This window comes from Brevundimonas sp. ABV4_179 (genome assembly GCF_056311945.1).
Genome location: NZ_CM149976.1, coordinates 1,353,367 through 1,376,473, shown reverse-complemented (window position 1 = coordinate 1,376,473; position 23,107 = coordinate 1,353,367). Strand labels below are relative to the sequence as shown.

The window sequence follows — 23,107 nt, the reverse complement described above, 5'->3', positions numbered from 1 at the left end:
CTCAGTGGTCAGCGGCGAGCCTCAGACCCGCACCTCGATCAGCGGAACGGCCGCCATCCGCCCGGCCTCGAAACTCTCCAGCGTCGTCTCGATCCGGTCCGTGTCGAACCGGACCGGCGTGTCGAATACAAAGCCCGCCGTCACCGGCGCCCTCGCCCCCGGCGCGCTCGCCAGCGTCACCCGTCCCGTCGCGACATCGACCGTGAACGCCGTGGTCTCGACCCCGCCGACGGCGACGCGCACCGACCCCGCGACCGGCTTGGTGATCGCCCGCGCCACGTCGCCATAGGCCTTGGCCAGGTCGAAGCGGGTCCGCGCCCCATCCCCCACGCCCAGCGCCTGGTCTTCGGGCGCCGGCGTCCCGCCCGGCGCGCATGATTTGAAGTCGGCGAAATCCCTGAACCGAAATCCGTAAAGCCGCCCCCGCCGCGCCTCGAAGAAGGCGGTCAATTCCGCCATGTCGTCCAGCGATCTCAGGTTCGCCCCGATCAGATACCGCCTGCGCCCCAGCGCCCACGGCGTCGACCGCCGCTCGAACCCCGACGCCAGCGTCGTGATCTCCGTCCGACGCTCCACCCCGCCGGTCGAGCCGAACGCCAGTCGCGCCGGCAGCCGCACCTCGTGAAAGGCGCCCATGGTCACTCTCCTGTTGTGCAACGCCGCCTTCCCGGTCCAATCCTTGGCGGCGGCGCTCGGGCCGCCCTCTCGGGACCCCAGACCTTGCGCGGCGAAATCCTCAGCTACGATCCGTTGACCGGCGATGGCCTGATCAGCGGCGACGACCTTCTGCGCTACGCCTTCACATCGACGACCGCCGATCTCGAACCCGGTCGCCGCGTTGATTTCGTCGTTCAGGACGACCGGGCTGTCAGCCTGATGGTGCTGCGCGAGGGGCCCTTGCCGCCCGCCCTCCATGCGCCCGAGCCGGACCTCGGCCTGTGGGGCTATTTCGTCCGCTGCGTCACCGACTTCTATATCGAGGGCGAGGGCCGCGCCCGGCGCAAGGAATACTGGTCCTTCGCTCTGTTTCAGTTCCTGATCCTGATGCTCTCGTTCATCCCGATCGTCGGCCTGGCCATCGCCGACGCCGACGCGGGGACAGGCATCGAAATCTGGGCCGTCGCCTGGATCTGCATCGTCGCCCTGGTCTATTTCGGCCTTATCATTCCGGGGTTTGCGTCACAATCCGCCGATTTCACGACGTCGGTTTCAGCGGCTGGATGATCATGATCGGCCTCATTCCCTATGTGGGCGGCCTGTTCGTCTTCATCGTCAGTCTGCTGCCGTCTCAGCCGTGCGTGAACCTCCACGGCGCGCCGCCGAAAGGCATGGGTCAAATCCGGCTTTGAGAGAAATTCTCAGGAACCCTTCGCCAAGCTTGACCTTCCAGTCTTTCCCGGCGCACGTCGTCCGGCGATGTTCGCAAACTGCCGCTCGGCGGCGACAATCAAGGAGACCTCCGTGCGCGGTGAAATTCTCAGCTACGACGCCGTCACCGGCGCCGGTCTGATCAGCGGCGACGACGGCGCGCGTTACGACTTCACCTCCGACGCGCTTCAGTCGCCCGCCGTGCCCGCCGCCGGCGTGCGCGTCGACTTCGTGCCCGAAGGCGCCGTCGCCACCCAGATCCTGATCCTGGCCGGCGCCCCCACCGCCACCGGCGTGGCCGGGGGCTACGCCGCCTCGGCCGCCGTGGGCGCGCCAGGCTCGGGCTTCGACTTCCAGTCCGCCATGCTGTCGTTCGAAGGCCGCCTGCGCCGCTCGCACTTCTGGATCGGCTGGCTGATCCTGTTCGGCGTCAACATCGTCATCAGCTGGATTCCGATCATCAATCTGTTGGGCGTCGTCCTGATCTGGCCGAACCTGGCCCTTTCGGTGAAGCGCCTGCACGACATGGGCAAGACCGGTTGGCTGATCGCCATCCCCTGGGTCGGCTCGGTCATCGCCTTCGCCGCCGGCTTCGCCATGGTCATCGCCGCAGCCGTCGCGAACGGCTATTCGGAAGACTATTACGAGGGCAATCCCGCCGCCGTCTTCGCTCTGATGGGCCCGGCCTTCGGCCTGTTCGCCATCGCCGGCCTGTTGGGCCTGGCCTTCCTGCTGTGGATCGGTCTGGTCGACAGCCAGAAGGGCGAAAACCGCTTCGGCCCGAACCCCAAGGGCGAGTGAGCTAGCACGGGTGAATGGTGATGCCTGAATCGTGAGCGGAAGGCGGCGCACTTGCCAACGCCGCATCCCCAATCACGATTCACCATTCACCTTTCACCCGTCATCACATCCGCCGCGCGCCCAAGCTCACCGCACGCGCCAGCATCTGGGCGATCTGCGCCTCGGACCGCAGCAGGGCCGGCGCCCCGCCGTCCACCGCCACATTGACCGTCACCCCACCGCCGGAAACCGGCCCGATCTCGCCGCCCGTCGCCGGCCGAAACACCTCCGGCCCGCGCTCGCCGACCAGATAGGCGCCGCCGCCCAGCACCGGCCCGCCGTCCGCCCTCGCCCCGCCGAAACTGGACATGGCCGCCTGGATCGCCCTGCTCAGTCCGCCGCCCGGGCCGCCCTGCGCCCCCGCCGCCGCATTGACCGCATTCAGCATCGTCCGCGCCAGTTCGGCCAGCGACACTTCCCCGTCCGCCGCCGCCCGCGCCAGCGACCGCGTCAGGCTGTCGCCCGCCCGTCCGAAGGCGTCCTGGATAGCGTCAGCCGCCTCCCTCGCCGGCGCCTTCAGCGCCTCCAGCGCCGCCCCGGCCTCGGCGGCCTTGATCGCGACCTGATCGATCCCGTCCCGCCCGAACTCATCCGCCATCCGGCCAAACCTCCATCAATCGCGCCAGCCCTTCGCGCCCCAGCGGCGCCGTCCCACGCGCCGTTTGCGTCAGCATCCACCATTCCTTCAGCGACAGCCGCCAGAACGCCTCCGGCGCCACGCCCAATCCTGCCGCCAGCCCCAGCATCTCGCCCCAGGGCGTCATCGTGCGGCGGCCGCAAACGCCTGCGCCACCGCGACCGCCGCCTCGCGCGGATCAACGCCCGCCACATCCGGCGCCGTCTCCCCGCCCCCGCGCAACACCGCCGCCAAGACCACCATCAGATCGCGCGCCGACAGCGTCTTCATCCGCTCGGCGACGGCCGCCATCCCATCGACGCCCAGCCCTGTCTCGATCTCCGCCAGCGCCCCCAGCGTCAGGCAGACCCGACGCCGTTCGCCGGCCAGAACCACCTCGACCTCGCCCCTCGCCCCGTTCGCCGCCATCAGATCACGCTGAAGCCGATGGCGCCTGCGCTGGCCAGGCTCAGGGCGAACGTCGCCTCGCCCTCATGCTCGCCCGCATATTCCAGCGCCGCGACCAGGAACGGCCCCTCCAGCACGCCGAAGTCCGGCACGATCAGCCGCCACCGCTTCGCCGCCTGATCGAAGAAGGCTTCGCGCACCAAGGCGTCCGACGCCGCATCGCGGAAGATGCCCTGCCCCGATACCGCCGCCGACTTCACGCCCGCCCCCGCCAGCAGCTCGCGCCACCGCCCGGCGCTGTCGCCGTCCGTCGCGTCCACCGTCTTGGCGTTCAGCGAAATCGTCCGCGCCCTCAACCCCGCCACTGTCGTGAACGCGCCGGGCGCGCCCTCGATTTTCAGCAGCATGTCCTTGCCGGCCTGTGCCGTCATCCACCTTCTCCCACTTCCTCAGTCACCGCCCTCAGCCGCACCACCGCATAGGTCCGCCGCCCGTCCCCGGCCGGAAAGACATCGGCGAAGGTCGCTCTCAGGGTCGCCGTCCGCACGCCGTCGGCCTCCAACGTCGTCTCGTGCAGGCAGGCCCGCATCGCCGCCGCCATCGCCTTGGCCTCTTCCGATCCGGCGAAGCGCGACACGCCGGTCAGGGTCAACCGCTGCTCCACTCCGCCCCCGTCCGCCGCCACCGGCCGGCTCTCGCACCGCCCCAGCGCCAGATAGGGACACAGCGCCCCTTCCGGCGCCTGGTCGTAAACCCGCCCCTGGATCAGGGCCGACAGCGCCGGATCCGCCTTCAGCGCCGCCACCATCGCCTTCTGCAGCGCGCCTTCGTGATCCGTCATCGCGTCCGCTCCAGCTCCAGTTCGACCCGTCCGGGCCGCGGTTCGGCGATCAGCCGGATCGTCCAGTCCGCCCCGCCGAACCGCAGCACCCGTCCGACCGCCAGCCTCGGATCGGCCCGTGTCCCGGCCCGCATCGTCTCGGCCGACCGGCGCTGATCGCCCTCGCCGCGCTCGACCCGTCGCCGCGTCCCGGCGTTCAGCCAGACCGATCCCAGCGGCTGGAACGTCACGCTGCGCCCGCCGTACGGCGTCTCGGCCTCCACCGGCTGAAACAGCCCCGTCAGCACACTCACAGCCGCACCACGCGATAGGGCGCGATCCACGCCTCGACCGGCTCCACCGCCATGTCGGGATCGCCCCGCTCATAGGCCCGCAGCACCAGCATCAGGATCGCCAGCCTAAGCGGCGCGGGCGAGGTGGACGTCAGGCTCAACCCCACATCCGCCTCCACCCGCGCCCGCGCCGCCTCGATCAAGGTCTGGATCAGCCCGTCCTCGGCCTCATGCTCGACCCGCAGAAACAGCTTCGCCTCCGCCGCCGTCACCGGTTGCGCCATGGCAATCTCCATTGTCAGAAATCACGTCTCCTCCCCATGCAATGGGGAGGGGGACCACGAAGGGGTGGAGGGGCTCTTTCCATCGCACAGCTCGCGCGGTCAGAGCCCCTCCGTCACGGTGCGAAGACGCGCCGCGCCACCTCCCCGCTCCGCAGGGAGGAGACGATCAAATCAGCTCGCGCTGAACTTCATGACTTTCAAAGCGTCGAAGTTCTGCACCCCGCCGCCCACGCGCTTGGTCGTGTAGAACAGCACATAGGGCTTGGCCGAATAGGGATCGCGCAGCACCCGCACCCCCGCCCGGTCCACGATCAGATAGCCCCGCTGGAAATCCCCGAACGCGATCGACAGGCTGTTGGCCGCCACATCGGGCATGGTCTCGATCTCGGTCACCGGATAGCCCAGCAGCGACGCCGTCTCACCCAGCCGCGTCGCCGGCTGCCAGATGTAGTTCCCGTCCGCATCCTTGAACTTGCGCACGGCCGAGACCGTCTTGCGGTTCATCACGAACCGCCCGTTCGGACGATACTGGGCCTTGGGCGCATAGATCAGGTCGATCAGCCGATCCGCCGGATTGGACGTCGCGAAGCCACCCGCCGCGCCCGACGCCACATAGCCGATCTGCCCCCAGGTCTGACCGGCATCCGCCACGGTCGGATAGGCCAGGAAGCCCTTCGGCTTGTTCACCCCGTCGCCATTGACGAAGGCGGCCGTCTCCTGGGCCGCAAAGGCGTCCTCGACCTCGGCGGCCAGCCATTCGTCCAGATCGACCATGGCGTCGTCCAGCAGGGCCTGGGTCGCCGCGGGATTGGCGTACAGATCGGCCGACGGAAACTCCAGCAGGGCCAGGGTCGCCGGGTCCGTCTCCGGTCGCGCGGCGGTTTCCGCCACCCAGCCCGAGGCCACGCCCGCCGTCGACACCGGCTTTCGGAACACGCCCGCCGCCACGGTCCGCACCGTGGCGATCTCGCGCATCGGCGACGCCGCCATCAGACGCCGCTCGATGGCGCGCTCGGTCTCGTACGGCACGACATAGCCGCCCGAGGTCGCGCCGCCGGACAGACCCGCCTTGACCTCCAGCGCGCCAGACTGGCCCGTCTTCAGATAGCCGTCCCACGCCGCCTTGGCCTCGGGCGCAGAAGTCGGCTCGGCGGGCTCGCCGCCAATCACCGGACGCCGGCTCTGGCTCATCGCCCGATCCAGCCTCGCCTGGGCCGCCGCCACCGCCTGATCGATGCGCGCCACCTTCTCCTCCAGCAGCACATCGGCCGCCGCCTTCTTCTCGATCTCGTCCAGCCGGGCGTCGTTCGCCCCTTTGAACGCCTCGAACGCCGTCATCATCTCGCGCACGACATCGCGCGCCTCGGGCTGGCCCGACGCCTGTTTGGTCTCTTTCATGATCTCTCCGGTTGAAGAACCGCGCGTTGCGGTTAGGGTCGAGGCGTGAACCGCCTTCTTGATAATTTTGTCGTTCGAGACATCGCCTAATGTCCCACCTGACGCCTCTTGAAAGCGCCGTCATGGAGGCCATGGCCTGGCAGATGGGCGACAGCGTGCCCGATCTGGCCGCCCAGGCGGCGTCCAGTTCGCCTGGCCTGCGCCGCAACACGGGCGCCGGCCTCTATTCCCAGTTCCTGGTCGACGCGAACCGTCGCACGGCCAACCCCGACGCCACCGGCCTGTTCGGCACGGTCCATGCGACGGTGGCGGACCTGCCCGATCCCATCGGCTTCCAGATCGAGTTGCGCCAGGGCCGGCTGACGGCCCTGCACGGCCAGAGCTACGGCCAGGACACCCGCGCCATCGACTTCTCCAACACGCCCTTCGGCGAAATCTTCACCATCGACGAGCGCGGTCAGTCCGTCCTCTACCGCCCCGCCCGCCGCGCGCCCGAGGCGGTCGTCTCCCGACCGAAAGCCGCCGCTCGACCGGCGGCGCCGGCCCAGCCGCGCCCTCAAATCCCGATCAAGACCCCAGTGCCGAAACCGGCGGACCACGCCCTGCCCGTCGCCGCCGCCCCGCCCAGCGTGGCGGAGATGCTCGCCGGCGTCTCCAACCCCGCCGTCTCGCGCGGCGGCAAGCTGGCACTGGTCTATTTCGGCGCCTACGTCCTCATTCTGCTGGCCGTTTTGTTCACCAGGATGGCCCTGCACACAGGTTGGTTCTTCGCCCTGATCGTCGCCGTCTGGGCGCTCCGCTACATCCACAGTCCCAAGGGCCGCGCCAAGATGGCCGACCTCGCCGACCGCCTGGACCGCAACGGAGCATTTGAGGCCCTCAAGCCACGCTGAACCGGCAGTTGTCGGAACACGCCGTTCGACACTTGCAGACCCGCGTTCGCTTCCCACGTCAAGCTGATGCCGGGAGGTCGCCATGTTCGGACTGTTCTTTCATCCCAGACGCTCGGACGATGGGCGCCCCGTCGCGGTGCGCGTCATCGCCGGTCAGCATCGCGGAGAGACCACGGACGCACCTCCGGTCGTTATCGCTCGCGATCTGTTTCTCGACCCTCAAGCCACGCTGAACCGCGCGCCCGGCAGCATGGGAAACGTCACCAACGACACCTCCCACAGGTCCACGCCGCTCAGCACCCTCAACCGTCCCTGACGCCGCGCCCGCGCGGTGCGATAGCCGATCGACAGACCGTCCAGCGCCCCCGCCCGGCTCAGCGCCCCGGCGAAGCGCGCCTCGGCCGACCAGTCTTCGATCCGCCCCCGCACGAACAGGCCGCGCCAGTCCTCAATCATTTCATCCCACACCCCCACCGGCGCCCGCGCATCATGCTGGTTCAGCATCCGCACGCCCCCGGCGCCGGTTCGGGCCAGACTTTCGGCGAACGCCCCCGCCTGAACCACGTCCCCGTTCAGGTCCGCCACGCCCCACAGGGAGGCGTAGCCTTCGATCCGAAGGTGTGAAGGGTGACTCGTGAGCCGTGACTGCGCGCTATTACTCACCCCCGATTCACCACTCACGAACCGCCCTCCAACCGCCGCTCGATCCGCTCCACGGCCGCCGCCGTCGCCTCGCCCTGCGTCTCCAGCCGCGCCAGACGTTCGGCGACCAGCCGCTGCTCCCCGACCCGCTGCTCCAACGTCGCGATCCGCGCCGCCGCGCCCCCGGCCCAGACCAGGCCGCCCACCGTCTGCACGACCACCGCGATCAGCAGGGCGGTCGGCACGCGCCGGATTTGATGTTCGGTCATCCCTCCAACCCCGCCATCCGTCTGCGTTCCTCCTCCGTCAGGAAACTGGCGCCATCCAGCCGCGCCCACAGCGCATCCCGCTCGGGCTGCAGGGCCGAGACCGCATCCAGGTCCGCGCGGATCTCGCACCCCACGAACCGCTCGCCCAGCCAGCCCGTCATCGCCCCGGCCGCCTTCCGCACCAGCGGGATCACCGTCTGTCGCCAGAAGGCCGCATTGGCCTCGCGATAGTTGGCGTAGGTCGCATCGCCCGGTATGCCCAAGAGCTGCGGCGGAACCCCGAAGGCCAGGGCGATCTCGCGCGCCGCCGCGTGTTTGCCCGCCGTGAAATCCATCTCCGCCGGCGTCAGGCTCAGCGGTTTCCAGTCCATCCCGCCCTCCAGCAGGATCGGCCGCCCGGCGTTCGTCGCCCCGGCATAAACACCTGCAAGTTGATCCTTCAGCGCCTCGAACTGCCCGTCCGTCAGCCGCTCGCCGTTGCGCGCGCCGTAGACCAGCGCCCCTGACGGCCGCGCCGCATTGTCCAGCAGGGCCTTGTTCCAGGCGCCCGCCGCATTGTGCGCATCCACCCCTTGCGCCGCCGCCTCCAGCGGCGACAGCCCGTACCAGTCGTCCAGCGGGTGCCACAGCTTCAGGTGCATAACCGGCGCCCAGCCGTCCGCCGCCCGCCCGATCCGAACCGAACGCCCATCGACGGAATAGTCCCACGCCTCGGGCCAGCCCGACCGGCCGGGAACCACCTTCACCCGGTCCGACCGCAGCGCCCACAGCTCGTCCGGCGCCCCGTCCCCGTCCGCATCGCCGGTCGCCTCGACATAGGCGTTGCCCGACACCTGCAGCGCCCCATAGACCGCCTCCATCAACTCCGCCCCCGACTGTTCGGGATTGGGCCGCCGGATCAGCTTGGCCAGCGGGTGTGCGTCGTCGCGCATCCCCTCCACAAACACCGCGAACGGCGCCGCCGCCGCCGCCTCGGCGATCATGCGGATGCAGCGATAGGCCACGGCGTTCTTCTGATAGCCCTCGCGCGCCAGGCTGGCGTAGTCGTTGGGCGTCCAGCGCGGCCGCCCTGCGCCAGACAGGGCGATCACCCCGCCCGCCCGGCTCTCCTTCGCCTCAGGCGCACCCCTGCGCCCCGCCTGACCGAACGGCCATCGGATCGAAACCATCGCAATCTCCCAAGAATTCCCGTCCCTTCTCCCAGTGGGAGAAGGTGGCTCGAAGAGCCGGATGAGGGTCGGCTGGCGGGCCAGTTCGCATGAGCGCGACCCTCACCCTTTGGCTGCTTCGCGCCGCCCTTCGGGTCGCGTTGACCGATCGCTACGCTCTCGGACGCTCAAGCCCTCTCGCAGCGGGAGAGGGCGTCATCACCGTCAACAACGGCCGCTCGATCCAGACGTGGACGACCGCCCCCGCCGCCAAACTCGCCGCGACCGTCAGCACCACCACCGCATCCCCCGCCAGGGCGACCATCCCGGTCTCGAAAAGCCGCCCCAGCCCGCGGATGACCAACACATGGATCAGATAGATCGAATAGGACGCATCCCCCATGAAGGCCGCCGCTCGGCCCAGCCCTCCCGGCGCCCGGTCCAGCCGCTCCAACCGCACCGCGCCGAACACCACCAACGCGCTGGGCAGCCCCCAGATCAGGACCCGCGCCATCCCCGTCGCCGGATCGTTCAGCGCCTCCACCCCGTCGATCCGCCCATATCCGAACGCCAGCGTCAGCCCCAGGCCGGCCAGCCCCAGGCCCATCGCCCACGGCCCGGCCCATCGCGGCGCCGACCGCCACGTCCGGGCGATCACGACGCCCAACAGAAACTCCAGAATGATCGGCGCGCCCCAGAACCTCAGCACCGGCGCCGCTGCGAAAAATCCGCCGACGATCAGAACCGCATAGGCCCCCGCCAGCCCCCATCCGACCCGCCGACCGCCCGCCAGGCTCAGGCCGAAAGCGGCGTAGAACAGCATCTCGAAACACAGGGTCCATCCCGGCCCCAGCGCCGGAAACGTCATCTCTAGTCCGCTGAACGGCCAGAACAGAAAGGTCGCCGCCGCCACCTCAGCGCTCAGCGTCCCGCCCCGCGCCATCCCGATCAGAATCGGCAAGGACACCAGCCAATAGATCGGCGCCACCCGGCGACACCGCCGCCACAGGAACTCGCCCGCCGCCGCCAGACCTGACCGCCCCCGCGTGGTCGTGGCGATCACAAAGCCGCTGATGACGAAGAACAGGTCCACGCCCACGGCGCCGAAATCCGCCAGCGGCCCGTCGCCGGCCAGCGTCTCCAGGCCCAGCCGCTTCCCCGCCAGGTCCACGGCATGGGCCGCGACCACCGCCGTCGCCGCCGCGAACCGCAGCGCCTGCACCCCGTAAAACCGCTCCCCCATCCGCCACGCCTATCACCCAGCGCGACGGATGGACAATCTCAGATCATCACCCGCGCGCGCACGGCCTCGGCGATCCGCGCCTGACCCGCCGCATTGGGATGGACCGCATCGAACATCAGGCCGCCGGCGAACGCCCCGCCGAAAAGTGCCGCCCCGTCGATGGGCGCGGCCAGCCCCTTAGCCGCCGCCACCTCGAACACCGCGTCGTGGATCGCATCTTGCGTCGCATAGGGCGCCTTGCCCTGGGCCGGATCGGACGGACAGCCGGTCATCAGCAGCACATCTCCCGTCGCCGCCGCCCGGTCGACCAGCGCCCCCAGCTGCGCCTTATAGGTCGCCGGCGCCGTCCCCGCATTCCAGTCGTTGATCGTCAGACCAATCACCGTCAGGTCCGGCGCCGCGACCGGCAGCGCGCCATAGGCGCGGTATGGCTGGTCCGTGGTGATCCAGTCCGAAACCTTCGACCCGCCCCAGCCGGCGTTGATCACCCGCGCCCGCTTCGCGTCCGACCGCCAGGCGACGCCGCCCGCCACGAACACCGCCCCGCCCGAGGCCCAGCGCACCGTCACCGGCCCGCTGGTCTGGGGAAAGGCGACGGTCGTCGCCTCCATCGCCGCCGCCTTGGTCGTACTGACCGTGGCCCGCACACCCCCGTCCGTCTCGATCGTCAGGACGCCCAGCGCCGTGTTCGTCACCGCCCACAGGTCGAACCGATCGACCGGCCCGTCGGGCTGGAAACTCCATCCGCCGGTCGAACCCGCAGCGCCGGAAAACAGCTTGCCGCCCAGCCCGGCCAGCGTATTGACGCTCCACCCGCCGCCCAGGCCCACACGCGGATCATAGGCCGGATAGCCGCCGCTCGCCCCATCCGCCGCGCCCGCGCCCGCTACGGACGCCGCCGACGCCGGCAGCCCTCGCCCGGCGATCAGGGCCGCCAGCCGTTCGGGCCAGGCGCCGGCCCTTGCATTGGGCGTCCAGCCGCCGGCGGCTCCGCCGAACCCTTGCGTGACGCTGTCGCCGATGCACAGCAGCCGCGCCTCGCGTCCGCCCGCCTGCATGGTCCGAACCGCTGCGGACCAGGCCGGCAGGTCCGGCACGGCGAACCGCGGACGACCCAGCACACCGCCCGGCGCCGCCGACGTCGCCCCGACCCCCAAACCCGGCATCAGTCGAACGCCCCCACGATCTGGCCGGCCGTCGTCCCGGTCGCCAGCACCCGGCGCACCTGCACCGGCAGCCATCCGACCGGATGGTTGGCGAAGGTCACGGCCTCGCCATCCTCGGCGCCGACCGTCAGTACGCGGACATTGCCCGCCGCCCCGACATACAGCGCCTTGGCGTAGGCGTTCAGGTCCGCCGCATCGCTGGGCGTCACCGCCGCCGCGCGCCTGGCCGGCCCTGCGGCCTCGCGCCCATGGTTCAGCAATCCGTCCCGCTCGGGAATGGCCGGCATATCGTCTCTCCTATGCAATAAATGCGGTCGTCATTCCGGGCTGCGCCCCGTGCGGAACCCGGAAGCCTGGGCCGCTTCTCGGCGCTGACCCCGGCCTTTTCAAAAGCGCCCGGGGTGCCGATTTCGTCCTTCGAACACGCCGGAATGACGGGTCGTGACCCGCTAAAGCCCGCGCACCCTCGGCCCGGCCGAGCGCGCCTCCAGCATCAGCCGCGTGATCCCCCACACCAGGGCGTCGGCCCGGTCGGGGCTGGGTCCGCCTTCGGACCCCAGGGCCAGCATCTCCTCCTCCAGGGCCGAAAAGGCTTCGCAGTGGATCACCCGCCCCTGTTCGTACAGCAGCGCCACAGGCTCGGCCCGCGCGGCCTTTGAGCGTGCAGCGTGGACCATTTCGATCTTGGCTGGACAGTCGCTGGCCCCCAGGACCGCGCGCACCATGTCGCCGCCCTGATTGCCCTCGGCGATCACCTCGTGCGCCCCGAATTCGCGCGCCGCCTGACAGACCACGGCGGCCCAGCCGCTGGGCGAGCGCCCCCTGACCGTCCGGTCGGCCAGGACGAAGGCTTTCCCGTCCCGTCGCCCGACCACCACCACGCCGCAGGCGTCGCCCCGCGCCGTCGCCGGCGGATCGACCGCCACCACCACCCGGTCCAGTTCGGGCGGCCGCGCCCCCCTGGCCCGCTTCAACTCTTCGATGGCGAACAAGGCCCCCTCGCCCTCGACCACCAGCCCCTCCAGCTCCTGCGCCGCCAGTCGCGTGCCGCCATAGACATCGTTCAGATGGGCCAGGAACCCCGGCGACAGATTGTGCGCGTTCAGCGCCGTCTCGGCCCGCTCCGTCACCGTCCCGCTCTCGGCCATCAGCTTGCGCAGCGCCGGGATCGGCCGGGGCGTCGTCGTCACCGCCAGCAGCGGTTCGGTCCCCAGCCGCAACCCGAACCTCAGGTTCGACAGCACCAGATCCGGCCGCCGCCAGGCGCAGAATTCATCGGCCCAGGCCGCGTGGAACTGCGGCCCTCTCAGACTGTCGGGGTCTTCGGCCGAAAACGCATAGGCGGCCGATTGATTGTCCCACACCAGCCGACGCCGCCCCGCCTCCCAGCGCGGCCGGTCACCCGGCTCCGCCAGCGCCTTGATCCCCGACGCCCCCTCCACCATCACCTCGCGCACATCGTGCAGGGCGGGGCCGACCAGCCCCAGCGTGATGCCGGGCAGTTCGCGCGCCATGATGTCGATCCAGACCGACCCGGCGAAGGTCTTGCCCGACCCTCGCCCGCCCAGCAGCAGCCAGGTCCGCAGGTCATCGTCCGTCGGCGGACACTGATGCTTGGCGATCCGACAGTGGCTGCGATGCAGCCTTAGCCCGTGCTCTTTCAGCAGCCTCGGCGTTCTTTTCTTCCAGAATCCGATCAAGCCGCGCGTGCTCGACCAGCAGTTCCTGTCGGATTCGCTCGTCGTCTGCGGGATCGTAGGTCCGTCCACCCATCTCGTCCTCTTCGTTGTCGCTCAGGCACAGCAGCCGCATCGCCTCGACCGCCTTGGCCGAGCGCGCGATCACGCCGATCTGGCGCGCGACCTTTTCGGCCGCTCCGGACTCTGTGACCTCCGTCTTGCAGACGCTCTCGGTCGCCTCTTCGATCTTGGCCTTCATCTTCAGGAACAGCGGCTCCATCCAGCCGGCGCAGGACGCAGCCGTTTTGCGAGCGCCGTCCCCGCCGCCCTCGTCGTCATCCCGATTTCCCGCCATGCCCAAACCATAGCGCACCAGCGTCCTCAGGCCGGAAGAACGCCTACATAATTCGCCAACGATTTGTTTTATATCGATTTCAACCAGCGACATTGCGCTGGCTAGGGGGTGCTTCCCTATCGCTCGCGCCCACGCTCGACCGCCCATTCCGGCGCCTCGAAGTCCAGCGCATCCTCCGGCTCGGCCAGCGACAGCTCCGAAATCGTCTGTCCCCGCACCGACACCCCGGCCGTATGCACCGTCTCACGACTGCCCGAGATCAGGTGATGCCATTTCGCCAGCGTCCGCCCCTCGTGCAGCCGGCGATAGGCGCAGGACTTGGGCATCCACGCCAGCGCCTCGATATTGCCGGGCGTCAGCTTGATGCAGTCCGGCACCTGGGCCTTGCGGTTCGCATAGTCCGAGCAGGAACAGGCCTTCGAATCGAACAGCTTGCAGTGCACCCGCGTCGGAATGACCTCGCCCGTATCCTCGTCCTCGAACCGGATCACGCAGCAAAGGCCGCACCCATCGCACAACGCCTCCCACTCGGAAGGCGACATCTCGTCCAGGGTCTTGGTTTCCCAGTAGGCCGCCATCAGCTCCTCCCCCGCTTGCGGGGGAGGGGGACCCCGAAGGGGTGGAGGGGGCGAAGGCCGAACGACGCGCGACGCATTCCCTTGCCAAAGGCGCAGCTTGTGATGGTGATGCACTCCATGAGAGCGCCGGTCCTTACCCAAAAACGCGCCAGAAGTCTCCGTCGGGCGATGTCTTTGCCGGAAGTCTTGATTTGGCAGCGTATCCGCGGCCACGGCTTTCGCCGTCAGCACGCTTTCGACGCCTTCATCCTGGACTTCTATCGCGCCAGGGATCGGCTGTGCATCAAGATCGACGGACAGCACCACGATCCTGCCTACGACAGCCGCCGCGACGCCTATCTCGCCGAACGCGGCGTCCGCACCGTCCGAATCGCCGCGACCGATGTCCTGCGCGGTCCCCCTCCCCCGCTTCGCAGGGGAGGATCGTTTCAATGCCCCACGGTTCTGGAGAACAGGTTGATCACCACCACCCCGCCGACGATCATCGCCAGGCCCGCGATGGCCGGCGGGTCCAGCCTCTGGCGAAAAACCACCGCCCCGATCACCGAGATCAGCACCACCCCCAGCCCGCTCCAGATCGCATAGGCGATCCCCACCGGCATCTGCCTCAACGCGATGGACAGCAGGTAGAAGGCCAGGCCGTAACAGACCGCCATTCCCGCCGTGGGCCAGGCCCGCGTGAACTGGTCAGAGGCCTGCAGCAAACTGGTCCCCGCCACCTCCAGCCCGATGGCGCCCAGCAGCGCGGCCCAGGTGACGGAGCTCATGCGTCATTGGCCGTGATCGGATGACCAGGCGTCAGCAGCGACAGCAGCGCCTGTCTCTGCTCGGGCGAAACCCGGTGCGTGCCGAACTGATCCGACATCCACAGCCCGTCCGCGATCAGCCTCAGCATCAGGGCGTCGTCGGCCCCGACCGGATCGCTGGGATCGTCGTTCTTCACCTGGTCGATCCAGCCGTTCCAGCGTTGCGACAAGGTTGGATCGATGGCGCAGGCCGCCAGGATCACCCGCCCGATGCTGATGTTCTGCGGCGTCACCGGCTCGTTCACCGTCGCCCTCAGATAGGCCCGCGCATTGCGGCCATAGGGTTCGGGATCGCGCGCGGCCTCGGCCAGGATCATGTCCCGGTGCATCTGTCCCAAATGATCGATCATTCCTTCCAGCAGCGCGATCTTGCTGGGAAAATGGTGCAGCAGGGCGCCCTTGCTGACCGTCGTGCGACCCGCCACCGCATCCAGGGTAAAGCCCGACGCCCCCAGTTCAGCCGCCACCTCCAGCGCCTTTTCGATGATTTCGGCCCGGGTGTCGTCGGGCGCGCGGCGGCGTGTGATCGTGTCCATTTCGACTACATACCAACCGGACGGTAACTGTCAAATCTCAAAGGTCGTGGCGGTTCGACTTCCCCTCCTCTATATGGCCGCCCATGGCAGCCAGACCCCCTCTCGTCGCACTCAAGGACGTCCGTCTTCAGGACGGCCAGCGCCCCCTGTTCGACGGCGTCGATCTGGCGGTCGAACCGCGCAGCCGCGCCGCCCTGGTAGGTCGCAACGGCGCGGGCAAGTCCACCCTGATGAAGGTCGTCATGGGCCTGATCGAACCGGACAGCGGCGACCGTTCGGTCCAGTCCGCCACCCGTTTCGCCTATGTGCCGCAGGAGCCGGTCATCACGGGCGAGACTCTGCTGGACTACGCCTCTTCCGGCGAGGCCGAGAGCTGGACCGCCGAGGCCTGGCTGGCCACCTTCGGCCTGGACCCCGCCAAGTCCACCCAAGGCCTGTCGGGCGGAGAAACCCGCCGCGCCGCCCTGGCCAAGGCCTTCGCCGAAGAGCCCGACCTGCTGCTGCTGGACGAGCCGACCAATCACCTGGACATCCTGGCCATCGAACTGCTGGAGAACGAGCTGCTGTCGGCCCGGTTCGCCCTTCTGGTCGTCAGCCACGACCGCGCCTTCCTGAACCGCGTCACCAACACCGTCCACTGGCTTGAGGGCCGTCGCGTCCGCACCCTCAGCAAGGGCTTCGTCGAGTTCGACGAATGGTCGACCAAGGTGCTGGAGGAAGAGGCCGAATCCCTGCGTCGTCTGACCAAGACCATCGAGCGCGAGACCGCCACCTTCTACTCCTCCATCACCGCCCGCCGCAGCCGCAACGAGGGCCGCGCCCGCTCGCTTCAGGCCCTGCGCGCCGAACGCGCCGAGAAGATGAAGGACGTGCCGCGCGAACTGTCGCTGGGCGTCGATTCCGGCGCCACGTCCGGCAAACTGGTCGCCGAAATCAAGGGCGTGTCCAAGGGCTACAACGGCCGCACCCTGTTCAAGGACCTGACCACCCGCATCATGCGCGGCGACCGTCTGGGCATCGTCGGTCCCAACGGCGCGGGCAAGACCACTCTGGTCAAGACCCTGCTGGGGGAACTGGCGCCCGACGAGGGCACGGTCCGCATGGGCGCCAATCTGGAGCCCGTCTATCTGGATCAGTCGCGCGAGGGGCTGAAGTCGGACATGACCCTGTGGGACGCCCTGACGCCGGGCGGCGGCGACAGCATCATCGTGCGCGGCTTTTCCAAACACGTCGCCGCCTACGCCAAGGAATTCCTCTTCTCCGAGGCCCAGTTGCGTCAGCCGATCTCGACCCTGTCGGGGGGCGAGCGAAACCGCCTGCTTCTGGCGAGGGCGTTGGCGAAACCCGCCAATCTGCTGATCCTCGACGAACCGACCAACGACCTGGACATGGACACGCTGGACAAGCTGGAGGAGCTGCTGGAGGGCTATGACGGCACCCTGATCCTGGTGTCGCACGACCGCGACTTCATCGACCGCCTGTCCACCTCGACCCTGGCCCTGAACGGGCGCGGCGACATCGTCGAGACGCCCGGCGGCTGGACCGATTTCATCCGCCAGAACCCCGGCTTCCTGCAACCCGGCGCCAATCCCCGCCCCCAGGACAAGGCCGCCGCCCAGCGCGCCGCCGCCAACCCCGCCCCTGCTGCGGTCAAGAAGACCGCCAAACTCTCCTTCAAGGACGCCCACCGCCTGAAGGAGCTCGAAACCCTGATCGATGCGCTGCCCGCGACCATCGCCAAACACGACGCGACCCTGGCCGACCCCGCCCTCTACACCCGCGACCCCAAGGCCTTCGACGCCGCCATGAAGGCCGCCGAAAAAGCCCGCGCCGACCTGGAATCCGCTGAAATGGAATGGCTGGAGCTTGAGGAGAAGAAGGCTAGTCTGGCGGGTTAGGTGCAGGAGACGACGTCACCCTAGGGTTCACGCGAAGGGTGAACGTCTGCCCTCTTGAAACCAAACCCGTCGGCGCACACTCAAGCTTCATGACCCTGCGTAGCCATCTCGTCGAATTCGCCCCGCCTCAGCAGGCGGCCGTCCGGCGCATCAACGACGTCCTCACCCGCGCGCCGCGTCTGCGCACCGACGGCTGGCGGATCGATGCGGGCCAGCGACTGTCGCTGTGGCTGGACGCGGCCGCCGGGCGGGTCACCACGCCTCGCCTCAGGAAGCGCGGCGTCACGGTCGAGATCGTCCAGACGGATGGCGACCACCCGGTCAATCTGCGCCTCCTGCATCCGCCGGGCGCGCCCCGCGCCGTCATCCTGGACATTCACGGCGGCGGCTGGGTGATGGGCAGCGCGGGGCTGAACGACCGGCTGAACGCCCATCTGGCGCATCACGGCTTCTGCATCGTTTCGGTCGACTATCGTCTGCTGTCCGAGCGTCGCCGGGTCTATGTCGACGCCGCCATCGCCGACTGTCTGGCCGCCGCCTTCTGGACCGTGACGAACGTGGATCGGCTGGGCGCCGCGACCCTGTTCATCGCGGGCGAATCCGCCGGCGGCCATCTGGCGGCCCTCACCGCCGTGGCCCTGCGCGACAAGGGGCTGATCGACCTGGTGAAGGGCTGCGTCTTCACCTACGGCGTCTTCGATCTGTCCGGTACCGAAAGCGTGCGGTCCGCCGGGCCTGAGACCCTGCTGTTCAACGGGCCGACGATGCAGGCCGATCTGGCGCGTCTGGCCCCCGACCGCGACGAGGCGGGCCTGCGCCAGCCCGACGTCTCGCCCCTCTACGCCGACCTGACCGGCCTGCCGCCCGCCCTGTTCCTGGCCGGGGAATATGATCCGCTGTTCGAGGACAGCCTGCTTATGGCGACGCGCTGGGGCGAGGCGTCGGACGCCGACCTGATCCGCGTGCCCGAGGTCCCGCACGGCTTCCTGCACTTCGGCGGCCCCGCCGCGCGTGGCGCGCGCAGAGCCATCCGCACATGGCTGGACGCCAGGCTTTAGCTTTCGATCAGTTCGCGGATGCGCGTGCCCAGGGCCTCCATGGCGAAGGGTTTGGTCATGACGTGCATTCCGGGGTCCAGCTGGCCGTTTCCGACCACGGCGTTCTCGGCGTAGCCGGTGATGAACAGCACCTTCAGATCCGGTCGGTCGATCCGCGCGGCGTCCGCCATCTGGCGCCCGTTCATCCCGCCCGGCAGCCCCACGTCCGACACCAGAAGGTCGATGCGCGCATCGGATTGCAGCAGTTTCAGCCCCGACGCCCCGTCCGCCGCCTCGATGCACTGATAGCCAAGTTCGTGCAGGATCTCGGCGACCAGCATCCGCACCGTTGGTTCGTCGTCCACCACCATCACCGTCTCGCCGGCCTGGGCGCGCGGGGCGTGGGCGATCTCGGGCGTCGGCTCGTCCTCCACCGCGCCCAGATGGCGCGGCAGATACAGGCACACCATCGTCCCCTCGTCCCGCTCGGAATAGATTCGCACCTGTCCGCCCGATTGACGCACGAAGCCATAGATCATGGATAGGCCCAGGCCCGTGCCTTCCCCCATCGGCTTGGTGGTGAAGAAGGGCTCGAACGCGCGGGCCGCCACGTCCGGCGACATCCCGCCGCCGGTGTCGCTGACGCAGATTGAGACATACTGCCCCGGCTCCAGGTCCTGCGTGCGGGCCACGCGCGGATCGATCCAGCGGTTGCCGGTCTCGATGGTCAGTCGACCGCCGTCGGGCATGGCGTCGCGGGCGTTGATGCACAGGTTCAGCACGGCGTTTCCCAGCTGGTTCGCATCGATCAGAACCGGCCACAGCCCCGTCCCGGCGACGACCTCCAGCTGAATCCCCGGCCCCGTCGTGCGGCGGATCAAATCCTCCATGCCCCGGATCAGGCGGTTGGGATCGGTCGGCTTGGGGTCCAGGGTCTGGCGTCGCGAGAAGGCCAGCAGCCGGTGCGTCAGGGCCGCCGCCCGCTTGGCCGCCCCTTGCGCCGCCGCCGAGAACCGCTCGACGTCGCCGAACCGGCCCTGGGCGATGCGCGAACCGATGATCTCCAGGCTGCCGGTTATCCCGGCCAGCAGATTGTTGAAGTCATGGGCGATGCCGCCGGTCAGTTGTCCGACCGCCTCCATCTTCTGGCTCTGGCGCAGGGCCTCCTCGGCCTGCATCAGGGCGCTGGTGCGTTCGGCGACCTGCTCCTCCAGCGTCTCGTTGAACCGGGCCAGTTCAGCCGACTGACTGCGCAGGTCCTCGATGTCGGTGTTGGAGCCGACCCAGCGCACGATCCGTCCTTCCTCGTCGTGAACGGGCTCAGCCCGCACCATGAAGGTGCGGTACACGCCGTCGTGCCGCCGCACGCGGAACTCGGTCTCATAGACCTGGCCGCTCGCTACGGCGCGCGCCCAGGTCTCGGCGGCGCGGTCGGCGTCCTCGGGATGCAGGTTCGCCAGCCAACCGTCCGAACCGTCCAGCTCGCCTTGCCTTTGGCCGGTATAGGCATAGACCTGGGGATTGAACCAATACAGCGCCCCGTCCGCCCAGCTGGCCCAGATCTGGATCGGCGTGGCCTGGGCGAAGACCCGGAACTGGGCTTCGCTTTCCCGCAGGGCCGCCTCGCTCCTGGCGCGCTGTGTCGCCATTCGCACCCGTTCGGCGACGTCGCGCATCAGTTGAAAATCGCCTTCGTTGTATTGGCGCGCCGTCGCATTGTTGACGAAGACCATGGCCACGACCCGACCCTGCTCCATCAGCGGCATGTTGACGAAGGAGCCGGCGCTGATCCGCTTCAGCACGTCCGCCGTCGCCGCAGTGCGCGGGTCCAGCGTGACATCGGCGATGGCCACCGTCTCGCCGCGCTTGATGTCCTCGATGTAGGAGCCGTGCTCGCGGAAGGACAGGGTGCCGACGATGCTGGTCACCCCGGGCTGGTTGAAGTCGCGCTCGATGGTGATGGTCTCGGCGACGGTGTCGACCGTCCCGTATCCGGCCCGGCTCACGCCCATGGCCTGGGCCAGCACCCGCGCCGACGCCTGGGCGATCTCGCCGGCGTCGGTCAGGTCGCGAATGGCGTCGTTCAGCTCCAACAGGGCCGCCTGACGCGCTTCGCTCTGTTTTCGCTCGGTGATGTTGTTGAACAGGATGGCGACCTGATAGGCGCCCGGACGTCCGATCCTCAACGCCTGCACGTCGTACCAGCGGCCGAAGATGTCGGCCGGGTTCTCGAACCGCACGGGCTCGCCCGTGCGCGCCACGCCGCCATACAGGTCGAACCAGTGCTGCTCCAGCCCCGGCGCGATCTCGCTCACCCATTTGCCATAGGGGTCGACCAGGCCGGTCATCTCCTCAAACGCCTGATTGCCCTCCACGATCTTGTAGTCGACCGGCCGGTCCTCGGCGTCGAACTTCATCTCGATGACGCAGAAACCGGTCGCCATGGCCGAGAACAGGGCGGCGTAGCGCGCTTCGCTCAGGGCCAGCGCCTGGTCGGCGCGCATCCGTTCGGTGACGTCCACACCCTGGATTGAAATGCCCCAGACCTGTCCGTCCTCGGTCTTCATCGGCTGGAAGACGAAATCGACGTAACGTTCCTCGATCGGACCGTCTGGAACGGCCTGCATGGCGTACAGGGCGCTTTCGGCGTGATGGGCCTCGCCGGTGCGATACACTTGGTCCAGCAGCGCCAGATAGCCCTGATCGACCGCATCCCTCAGGACCTCGGCCAGCGCACGTCCCGTTACCGACCGATGACCGATCAGGGTCCGATAGTTTGGATTGATCAGTTCGAAACGATGGTCGGGCCCGACCAACAGCGCCATGAACCCCGGCGCATGGGCGAACATCTGCACCAGTTGGGCGCGGTTAAAAGCGACGGAGGCGCCTTCGGAGACAGTGATGGACAAGCCTTTTCCTCAGAGTCTGACGTCTGCGACCACAGAACCCCCAGCCGGTGAAGTTGTTGCAGCCGATCTTGTGTTCGTCACCGGACATAAGTGTTTCTCGGCGCGTTCCTGTGGACAACGCAACGCGCTGATCCGCAAATGCGAATTCGATTCGTCCACCAATGTTCACAGGTTTGTCTACCGCCGCCGGGCCAGTCGTGCACATCAGGGCGGGATCGGGCGCTTGCCTCATAGCCGGTTTCGTCCGAACGTCAACAGGCCAAGGGACACGGCGGCGCGGAAATCCGGGGGAGACCCTGGAAGATCAAGCGAACCGGCCCGGCTCTCCGACCCGGCGTTTCGGGCGGTCTTCGGATCGTAACGTGCGGCAGGCGGGATCCAGGCTCCGATCCTCGACGGTCTTCGGATCGACGATGAAGGGGGAACCGGATCGGGATCGAGGGACGATGCGGTCGCAATGCCGCAGAACGCCCACGACCAGGAGCGCGACAGGATACAGCCGACCGTCCTTTCGGGTTCGCCCGCGACGACGCCCAGGCCAGGGCCCTGACCCGAAAGGCCAAGTCCAACCCGGACTTGGCGAGGGGACGAAGCACGCGGGTCCGCCCGCACGCTTCGTCCCCTCGCTCAGTTGGGGCTGATCCTATCCGCATCGTCACACGATCACGCTAGACAAACCGCGCCCGGCCTGCACCCATGAGATGCAGACGGAGACACCCATGCGCGCAGCCCTGATCGCCCTCGGCCTGACCCTGACCACGCCCCCCGCATTGGCGGCGGCCTCTGACCAGGCGCTGGAGCCTATTCAGGTGTCGCCTGTCCGGGAGGGGCGTATTTTCTCGGCTGCTTCGTCGCTGCTGCAGGTTCCCACGACCGAGATCGCCTGCGGCGGCCAGCCGATCCAACCTCTCTACGCCGACGATCTGGCCATAGGGGCCGCCCTCAGCGCCAGCCATGAAAGGCCAGCCGTCATTCTGGCCTTTTCGGTGGACGAACAGGGCCGCACCCGCGACATTCGGCCGGTCCGGGACACCCCCTCGACACCGTCAGGCCCGATCGTCATTTCGGCGCTCAGCCCCGCCCAGGAGGAGCAGGCCGCCCTGGCCGCCTGGCGCTTCCCGGCAGGACCGCGCGCCGATTGCCGGGCGACGATCCGCTATTCGGCCAAGCCGCTGGAGGCGGCGACCACCGACGATCTGCTGCGCTATTTCGCCGTCACCCGCACGCGCGGCGCGCTGCGCGACATCGTCGCCAGGCGCCTGGGCGGCCCCGATGCGAACTGTGGCGGCGACGGTCGCGGCGGACGCGCCGCGCGCACCATCAGCGTCCCCGACTTCATGATCGGCCGGCGCCCGCCGCCGGGCGGCCGGTCCTGGTCGGTGGTGCGCTGGAACGTGAACGCCCAGGGGCGGGCGACGGGCGTCCAGACTCTCGGCTCGTCCGGCGACGCCGATCTGGATCGTGAGGCCCGTCGCGCCATGGCCGAGACGGTCCTGCGGCCGGGCGCGCCCCTGACCGGCTGCGTCTTCAACTTCAACCGCGCGGGCGAGACGCTGACGCCGCCCGATCTACCCCGGCGCGAAGAGGACCCGCAGCAGTCCTGCCCGGCGGACATCTCGGACCGGCTGCGGCTGAATATCGCGCCCGAGCGTTTTCCGCCCGCCTTCGCCAAACGCCGGATCGAGGGTTGGGCCCTTGTGCGGTTCGATCTGGCGACCTGGGGCCAGACGGGCGCGATAGAGGTGATCGACGCCCAGCCGTCGGCCGTATTCGGCGAGGACGCCAGCCGCCTGGTCGCCTCCGCCCGCACCGAGCCGGCCCTGACCGGCGCGGTCCGCTGCGTACTGCCGATCCGCTACCGCCTGCCCGACGCCAGCGGGACGGCTGCCGATGGCGCCGCCGACTGACGCCGCGCCTTTCC

28 protein-coding genes and 1 pseudogene are annotated in these 23,107 nt (G+C 68.9%); 8 read left to right on the top strand and 21 right to left on the bottom strand.

Annotation, left to right across the window (positions count from 1 at the left end; translation table 11 throughout):
• Positions 1 to 21: 21 nt before the first annotated feature.
• Complete coding sequence (locus ACYX4P_RS06680) at positions 22 to 636, bottom strand: DUF2460 domain-containing protein (protein ID WP_292046009.1); 615 nt, start codon at positions 634 to 636, stop codon at positions 22 to 24.
• An 84-nt stretch (positions 637 to 720) separates the two neighbouring features.
• On the opposite strand from ACYX4P_RS06680, the gene ACYX4P_RS06675 reads away from it, so the two are divergent.
• From ACYX4P_RS06675 to ACYX4P_RS06665, 3 genes are all read left to right on the top strand, one after another.
• On the top strand, positions 721 to 1,224 hold the full coding sequence (locus ACYX4P_RS06675) for a DUF805 domain-containing protein (RefSeq protein WP_292046010.1): 504 nt from the start codon (positions 721 to 723) through the stop codon (positions 1,222 to 1,224).
• Positions 1,225 to 1,226: 2 nt separating this feature from the next.
• Positions 1,227 to 1,349, top strand: coding sequence for a hypothetical protein (locus tag ACYX4P_RS06670; protein ID WP_292046011.1), 123 nt, complete (start codon positions 1,227 to 1,229; stop codon positions 1,347 to 1,349).
• 112 nt (positions 1,350 to 1,461) lie between these two features.
• Positions 1,462 to 2,169 (top strand): DUF805 domain-containing protein, encoded by a 708-nt coding sequence (locus ACYX4P_RS06665; protein WP_292074575.1) that lies wholly within the window; start codon positions 1,462 to 1,464, stop codon positions 2,167 to 2,169.
• Positions 2,170 to 2,272: 103 nt separating this feature from the next.
• On the opposite strand, the gene ACYX4P_RS06660 is transcribed toward ACYX4P_RS06665, so the two are convergent.
• From ACYX4P_RS06660 to ACYX4P_RS06625, 8 genes are all read right to left on the bottom strand, one after another.
• Positions 2,273 to 2,806 carry a phage tail tape measure protein gene (locus ACYX4P_RS06660; RefSeq protein WP_292074571.1) on the bottom strand — a complete coding sequence of 178 codons (534 nt, stop codon included), beginning with the start codon at positions 2,804 to 2,806 and terminating at the stop codon, positions 2,273 to 2,275.
• The gene (locus ACYX4P_RS06655; RefSeq protein WP_292074568.1) at positions 2,796 to 2,972 is read right to left on the bottom strand and encodes a phage tail assembly chaperone; all 177 of its coding nucleotides are present in this window, start codon (positions 2,970 to 2,972) and stop codon (positions 2,796 to 2,798) included. Before ACYX4P_RS06655 ends, ACYX4P_RS06660 begins: the two co-directional genes overlap by 11 nt.
• The gene (locus ACYX4P_RS06650) at positions 2,969 to 3,253 is read right to left on the bottom strand and encodes a GTA-gp10 family protein (RefSeq protein WP_292048372.1); all 285 of its coding nucleotides are present in this window, start codon (positions 3,251 to 3,253) and stop codon (positions 2,969 to 2,971) included. The genes ACYX4P_RS06655 and ACYX4P_RS06650 overlap by 4 nt, the downstream gene beginning before the upstream one ends.
• Positions 3,253 to 3,663, bottom strand: a complete 411-nt coding sequence (locus ACYX4P_RS06645) for a phage major tail protein, TP901-1 family (RefSeq protein ID WP_292048371.1) — start codon at positions 3,661 to 3,663, stop codon at positions 3,253 to 3,255. The genes ACYX4P_RS06650 and ACYX4P_RS06645 overlap by 1 nt, the downstream gene beginning before the upstream one ends.
• The gene (locus tag ACYX4P_RS06640; protein ID WP_292048367.1) at positions 3,660 to 4,073 is read right to left on the bottom strand and encodes a DUF3168 domain-containing protein; all 414 of its coding nucleotides are present in this window, start codon (positions 4,071 to 4,073) and stop codon (positions 3,660 to 3,662) included. Before ACYX4P_RS06640 ends, ACYX4P_RS06645 begins: the two co-directional genes overlap by 4 nt.
• A complete protein-coding gene (locus ACYX4P_RS06635) occupies positions 4,070 to 4,366 on the bottom strand; it encodes a head-tail adaptor protein (protein WP_292048362.1) in 297 nt (98 codons plus the stop codon). The genes ACYX4P_RS06640 and ACYX4P_RS06635 overlap by 4 nt, the downstream gene beginning before the upstream one ends.
• Positions 4,363 to 4,629 (bottom strand): head-tail connector protein, encoded by a 267-nt coding sequence (locus ACYX4P_RS06630; RefSeq protein ID WP_292048358.1) that lies wholly within the window; start codon positions 4,627 to 4,629, stop codon positions 4,363 to 4,365. The genes ACYX4P_RS06635 and ACYX4P_RS06630 overlap by 4 nt, the downstream gene beginning before the upstream one ends.
• 171 nt (positions 4,630 to 4,800) lie before the next feature.
• Entirely contained in the window at positions 4,801 to 6,027 is a 1,227-nt protein-coding gene (locus tag ACYX4P_RS06625) for a phage major capsid protein (protein ID WP_292048352.1), read from the bottom strand.
• Positions 6,028 to 6,116: 89 nt separating this feature from the next.
• Between ACYX4P_RS06625 and ACYX4P_RS06620 the strand changes: the two genes are divergently transcribed.
• On the top strand, positions 6,117 to 6,920 hold the full coding sequence (locus ACYX4P_RS06620) for a hypothetical protein (protein WP_312571733.1): 804 nt from the start codon (positions 6,117 to 6,119) through the stop codon (positions 6,918 to 6,920).
• A 219-nt stretch (positions 6,921 to 7,139) separates the two neighbouring features.
• On the opposite strand, the gene ACYX4P_RS06615 is transcribed toward ACYX4P_RS06620, so the two are convergent.
• The 9 genes from ACYX4P_RS06615 to ACYX4P_RS06575 form a co-directional block, all read right to left on the bottom strand.
• Positions 7,140 to 7,583: an HK97 family phage prohead protease gene (locus tag ACYX4P_RS06615; protein ID WP_292048340.1), complete on the bottom strand. Its 444-nt coding sequence runs from the start codon at positions 7,581 to 7,583 to the stop codon at positions 7,140 to 7,142.
• Positions 7,584 to 7,597: 14 nt separating this feature from the next.
• Complete coding sequence (locus ACYX4P_RS06610) at positions 7,598 to 7,831, bottom strand: hypothetical protein (RefSeq protein ID WP_292048334.1); 234 nt, start codon at positions 7,829 to 7,831, stop codon at positions 7,598 to 7,600.
• Entirely contained in the window at positions 7,828 to 9,000 is a 1,173-nt protein-coding gene (locus tag ACYX4P_RS06605; protein WP_292048326.1) for a phage portal protein, read from the bottom strand. The genes ACYX4P_RS06610 and ACYX4P_RS06605 overlap by 4 nt, the downstream gene beginning before the upstream one ends.
• A gap of 151 nt (positions 9,001 to 9,151) precedes the next feature.
• Positions 9,152 to 10,222: an acyltransferase family protein gene (locus ACYX4P_RS06600; RefSeq protein WP_292048316.1), complete on the bottom strand. Its 1,071-nt coding sequence runs from the start codon at positions 10,220 to 10,222 to the stop codon at positions 9,152 to 9,154.
• A gap of 38 nt (positions 10,223 to 10,260) precedes the next feature.
• Entirely contained in the window at positions 10,261 to 11,388 is a 1,128-nt protein-coding gene (locus ACYX4P_RS06595) for an SGNH/GDSL hydrolase family protein (protein WP_314136459.1), read from the bottom strand.
• Complete coding sequence (locus ACYX4P_RS06590) at positions 11,388 to 11,675, bottom strand: spike base protein, RCAP_Rcc01079 family (RefSeq protein WP_292048302.1); 288 nt, start codon at positions 11,673 to 11,675, stop codon at positions 11,388 to 11,390. Before ACYX4P_RS06590 ends, ACYX4P_RS06595 begins: the two co-directional genes overlap by 1 nt.
• 162 nt (positions 11,676 to 11,837) lie before the next feature.
• The gene (locus ACYX4P_RS06585; RefSeq protein WP_292074565.1) at positions 11,838 to 13,088 is read right to left on the bottom strand and encodes a DNA-packaging protein; all 1,251 of its coding nucleotides are present in this window, start codon (positions 13,086 to 13,088) and stop codon (positions 11,838 to 11,840) included.
• Positions 12,976 to 13,515: a hypothetical protein gene (locus ACYX4P_RS06580; RefSeq protein ID WP_248117674.1), complete on the bottom strand. Its 540-nt coding sequence runs from the start codon at positions 13,513 to 13,515 to the stop codon at positions 12,976 to 12,978. Before ACYX4P_RS06580 ends, ACYX4P_RS06585 begins: the two co-directional genes overlap by 113 nt.
• Before the next feature lie 23 nt (positions 13,516 to 13,538).
• Positions 13,539 to 14,000: a YcgN family cysteine cluster protein gene (locus tag ACYX4P_RS06575; protein ID WP_248117676.1), complete on the bottom strand. Its 462-nt coding sequence runs from the start codon at positions 13,998 to 14,000 to the stop codon at positions 13,539 to 13,541.
• 102 nt (positions 14,001 to 14,102) lie between these two features.
• On the opposite strand from ACYX4P_RS06575, the pseudogene ACYX4P_RS06570 reads away from it, so the two are divergent.
• Positions 14,103 to 14,333, top strand: a pseudogene (locus ACYX4P_RS06570) (endonuclease domain-containing protein); the annotation flags it as partial.
• A 95-nt stretch (positions 14,334 to 14,428) separates the two neighbouring features.
• Here the strand turns inward: ACYX4P_RS06570 and ACYX4P_RS06565 are convergent.
• Both ACYX4P_RS06565 and ACYX4P_RS06560 read right to left on the bottom strand, forming a co-directional pair.
• Complete coding sequence (locus tag ACYX4P_RS06565) at positions 14,429 to 14,767, bottom strand: DMT family transporter (protein ID WP_045810457.1); 339 nt, start codon at positions 14,765 to 14,767, stop codon at positions 14,429 to 14,431.
• Positions 14,764 to 15,342, bottom strand: coding sequence for a TetR/AcrR family transcriptional regulator (locus ACYX4P_RS06560; protein ID WP_045810458.1), 579 nt, complete (start codon positions 15,340 to 15,342; stop codon positions 14,764 to 14,766). Before ACYX4P_RS06560 ends, ACYX4P_RS06565 begins: the two co-directional genes overlap by 4 nt.
• A gap of 83 nt (positions 15,343 to 15,425) precedes the next feature.
• On the opposite strand from ACYX4P_RS06560, the gene ACYX4P_RS06555 reads away from it, so the two are divergent.
• Together ACYX4P_RS06555 and ACYX4P_RS06550 are read left to right on the top strand one after the other, a co-directional pair.
• A complete protein-coding gene (locus ACYX4P_RS06555; RefSeq protein WP_248117678.1) occupies positions 15,426 to 17,240 on the top strand; it encodes an ABC-F family ATP-binding cassette domain-containing protein in 1,815 nt (604 codons plus the stop codon).
• 89 nt (positions 17,241 to 17,329) lie between these two features.
• A complete protein-coding gene (locus tag ACYX4P_RS06550; protein WP_248117680.1) occupies positions 17,330 to 18,298 on the top strand; it encodes an alpha/beta hydrolase fold domain-containing protein in 969 nt (322 codons plus the stop codon).
• On the opposite strand, the gene ACYX4P_RS06545 is transcribed toward ACYX4P_RS06550, so the two are convergent.
• Positions 18,295 to 21,186 (bottom strand): PAS domain S-box protein, encoded by a 2,892-nt coding sequence (locus tag ACYX4P_RS06545; RefSeq protein WP_248117682.1) that lies wholly within the window; start codon positions 21,184 to 21,186, stop codon positions 18,295 to 18,297. The genes ACYX4P_RS06550 and ACYX4P_RS06545 overlap by 4 nt on opposite strands.
• 719 nt (positions 21,187 to 21,905) lie before the next feature.
• Here ACYX4P_RS06545 and ACYX4P_RS06540 point away from each other — a divergent pair.
• Entirely contained in the window at positions 21,906 to 23,093 is a 1,188-nt protein-coding gene (locus ACYX4P_RS06540; protein WP_248117684.1) for a TonB family protein, read from the top strand.
• Positions 23,094 to 23,107: the final 14 nt, after the last annotated feature.